The sequence below is a fragment of the Blastocatellia bacterium genome (assembly GCA_025054955.1).
Taxonomy (GTDB): domain Bacteria; phylum Acidobacteriota; class Blastocatellia; order HR10; family J050; genus JANWZE01.
The window spans coordinates 1-3,807 of record JANWZE010000119.1 but is presented as its reverse complement, the minus strand read 5'-3'; the positions used below and the strand labels follow the sequence as shown (position 1 = coordinate 3,807).

General features: G+C 56.3%; 2 protein-coding genes. Both read right to left on the bottom strand.

Features of this window, described 5'->3' with window-relative positions; all coding sequences use genetic code 11:
- Positions 1-527 (bottom strand): D-sedoheptulose 7-phosphate isomerase (locus NZ823_15230; GenBank protein MCS6806482.1); only part of this gene is annotated, 527 nt, incomplete at its 3' end.
- Between the two features lie 185 nt (positions 528-712).
- Entirely contained in the window at positions 713-3,538 is a 2,826-nt protein-coding gene (gene uvrA / locus NZ823_15225) for an excinuclease ABC subunit UvrA (protein MCS6806481.1), read from the bottom strand.
- Positions 3,539-3,807 lie beyond the last annotated feature (269 nt).

Genomic DNA, 3,807 nt, shown 5'->3' with positions numbered 1-3,807 from the left:
GAGGTCGAATCGCTCGGCACGATGATGGCCAGGTCAACCAAATCCTTGACTACGCCGCCATCTTTGCCCAGCAAGCCAATGGTGTGTAATCCACGTTGCCGTGCTGCCTGAACACCCCGAACCACATTGGGCGAGCGACCGCTTGTGGTAATAGCGACGGCGACATCACCAGCTTGCCCAAACGCCTCAATCTGTCGGCTGAAGATTTCTTCAAAGGTCGTATCATTGCCAATTGAAGTGAGAATTGAGGTATCGGTGGTGAGCGCAATGGCCGGCAGCCCAGGCCGTTCCATCTGGTAGCGGTTGACGAACTCAGCGGCGATATGCTGCGCATCGGCGGCGCTGCCGCCATTGCCGAACAGCAGGATTTTTCTTCCACTGCGAAGCGCTTCGATCAGCATGAGCGCGGCGCGCGCCACAGCGTCAGGGTGCGCGTCAAAGAATCGTCGCTTAGCGTCAATTGAAGCAGCCGCCAGTTCGCCGATACGATTGATCATTTGTGGATGGATGGTCTCGATGTCGCTCATAGTCAAACCTGCCTCATCGTCAAGTCTGTCTCGCAGGTCAAATCCGTCTCCTCGTCAACCCTGTCGCGTCGTCAAATCTGCTGCCGAGTTAAACCTGCGAACGACCGACTGGCGTTTGTCACATCAACTCGCGCGGCTGCCAACCGCGAAACAGGCGCTCTGTCCAGCGCCTATGAAGCGCCCTGCTACGCCAATTTTCGCTCGCGTACCTCGAACACGGCGCGAAGCGCTTGACCGGTGAAGGACGCGGCAATCCGCGCCACCTCTTCCGGCGTGCCTTGAGCGACGACGTAGCCGCCGCCATCGCCGCCTTCCGGGCCTAAATCAATAATCCAATCAGCCGACTTGATGACTTCCAGATTATGCTCGATGACGATCACGGTGTTCCCTTGATCCACCAGCCGGTGCAACACCTCCAGCAGTTTGCGCACGTCATCAAAGTGCAAGCCGGTCGTCGGCTCGTCTAAAATGTAGAGCGTCCGGCCGGTCGCGCGTTTGCTCAGCTCGCGAGCCAGCTTGATGCGTTGCGCTTCGCCGCCGGACAGGGTTGTGGCTGGTTGACCGAGCGTGATGTAACCGAGTCCGACATCGAGCAGCGTTTGAATCTTGTTTCGAATCTGTGGGATGTTGCCCAGCAAGTCCAGCGCCTCTGCCACAGTCAGGTTTAAGACATCGCTAATCGAGTGGCCTTTGTAATGAACCATGAGCGTCTCGCGGTTGTAGCGTGTGCCGCGGCAGGTCTCGCATGTGACGTAGACATCGGGCAGAAAGTTCATCTCGATGCGCTTCACGCCGTCGCCTTGACAGGCTTCACAGCGACCACCTTTAACGTTGAAACTGAATCGTCCCGGCCCATAGCCGCGCTCGCGCGATTCGGGCAAGGCGGCGAATAGCTCGCGAATCGGCGTAAACACGCCGGTGTAGGTAGCCGGATTGGAGCGTGGCGTCCGTCCTATCGGGGATTGGTCAATCTCGATGACTTTGTCAATGTATTCCAGTCCCTCAATGCGATCATGCTGCCCAGGCCTCACCGGACTTCGATGTAACTGCCGCGCAAGCGCCCGATAGAGGATTTCGTCAACCAATGTGGACTTGCCGGACCCGGACACGCCGGTCACCACCAGCAGCACGCCAAGTGGGAATGAGACATCAATTCGTTTCAGATTGTGCGCGGCAGCGCCGTATATCGTGATCGCTTTGCCGTTGGAGGCGCGGCGCTGCGCCGGCACGGGAATCTGACGAATGCCTGCCAAATACTGACCGGTCAGCGAGGCTGGCTCATGAGCGATCAGATCGGGCGGCCCGGCAGCCACAACATAGCCGCCATGCGCGCCAGCGCCAGGCCCTAAATCAATCACGTAATCAGCGCGACGTATCGTCTCTTCATCGTGTTCAACCACGATGACCGTGTTGCCCATGTCGCGCAATCGCTCCAGCGTGGCCAGCAATCGGGCATTATCGCGTGGATGCAACCCGATGGATGGCTCATCCAGGACGTACAGCACGCCGCGCAGTTGCGAGCCGATTTGCGTAGCCAGCCGAATCCGTTGCGCTTCGCCGCCAGCCAACGTTTGAGCCGGACGATCCAGCGTGAGGTAACCAAGACCAACCGTTTCCAGAAAACTCAATCGGTCACAAATTTCTCGGAGGATCAACCCGGCGATCTGTTCCTCACGCGGCGTCAGGTGTTGGCGAACGTCCTCGAATGCTGAGCGAGCCACGCTGATGGGCATGGCCACATAATCAGCAATCGTGCGGTTGCCCACGCGCACGGCCAAACTTGTCTTCTGCAATCGCCGACCGTCACAAAGCGAGCACGGCACATGTGAAATCAACCCTTCGTAGGCAGCGTGCAACGACTCATTATCGGTGCGCTCCAGTTGCTTCTCGATACACTTGATCGCGCCAGGCCAACGAAATTGATAGTAATAACCGTTGTGCTCGGCTGCAATCTTTTCCTTCAACCCATAGAGGAATGCACGTTTCAACCTGGCCGGCGCTTGCTCATACGGTGTGTCCAGGGCGACATCGCAATGTTTGGCCAAGGCCACCAGAACATTTTTCAAGTAGTTGTTCACCGTGCGATCAAACGGGAGCAACGTCACCTGCTTGAGTGATTGCGCTGGGTCGGCCACGAGTCGCGCTGGATCAACTTGCTGACGCACGCCCATGCCGCGACATTCCGGGCAGGCTCCGTATGCGCTGTTGAACGAAAATGAGCGTGGCTCCAGCGCCGGCATGGAAATTCCGCAGTCAATGCACGCCATCTTTTCCGAGAAGAGATGCTCCTCTCCGTCCACAATCGAGACCAAAACGAGCCCATTGGCCAACTGCGCGGCTGTTTTCACAGCGGCTTCAATGCGGGGGCGCACGCCAGGCTTCATGAGCAACCGGTCAACGACCACTTCAATCGTGTGATTCTTGCGCTTTTCCAACTTGATGTCTTCATCCAACGGGCGCAACTGGCCGTCAATGCGCGCGCGCACGAACCCGGCGCGGGCCAGTTTTTCCAGTTCTTTTTTGAACTCGCCTTTGCGGCCCCGCACAATTGGAGCCAGAATCATCACGCGCTCGCCTGCCGGCAAGTCCATGATCATGTTCACCACTTGGTCGCTTGATTGCCGGGCGATTGGCTGTCCGCAGTTAGGACAATGCGGCTTGCCAATTGAGGAAAAGAGCAACCGGAGATAATCGTAAACTTCGGTCACCGTCCCCACAGTCGAACGTGGACTGCGACCAATGGTTTTCTGCTCGATCGAGAGCGCCGGCGAGAGGCCTTCAATGAAATCCACATCGGGCTTTTCAAATTGATCGAGAAATTGCCGCGCGTAGGTTGACAACGATTCAACATATCGCCGCTGCCCCTCGGCATAGATCGTATCAAATGCCAGACTCGATTTGCCTGACCCGCTTAAACCCGTAATCACCGTCAGCGAATCGCGCGGAATCCGGATGTCCAGATTCTTCAGGTTATGCTGGCGCGCGCCCTGTATGAAAATCTGTTCAATCAAAATCCGACTCCTTCAATCAACCACAGATCATCTTTTTTGCCTTGCTCGTATCACGGCAACACAATTGCTGCCACCGTAAATTTGGAATGATACCGCAACCAATATGAAAAACAAGGACTCCCCACCCGCGTAATCGTTTCAAATTTTGTGCTTGAAAGAGAGGGATTCCTCTGGCAAGCTGTAATACTTTTAAGGAAAATGCTTGCCGGAGGAAGCCAAATGCAGCGATATATTATTCCCATTGTAAAGGAAGAAGCGCAAGTGGATCG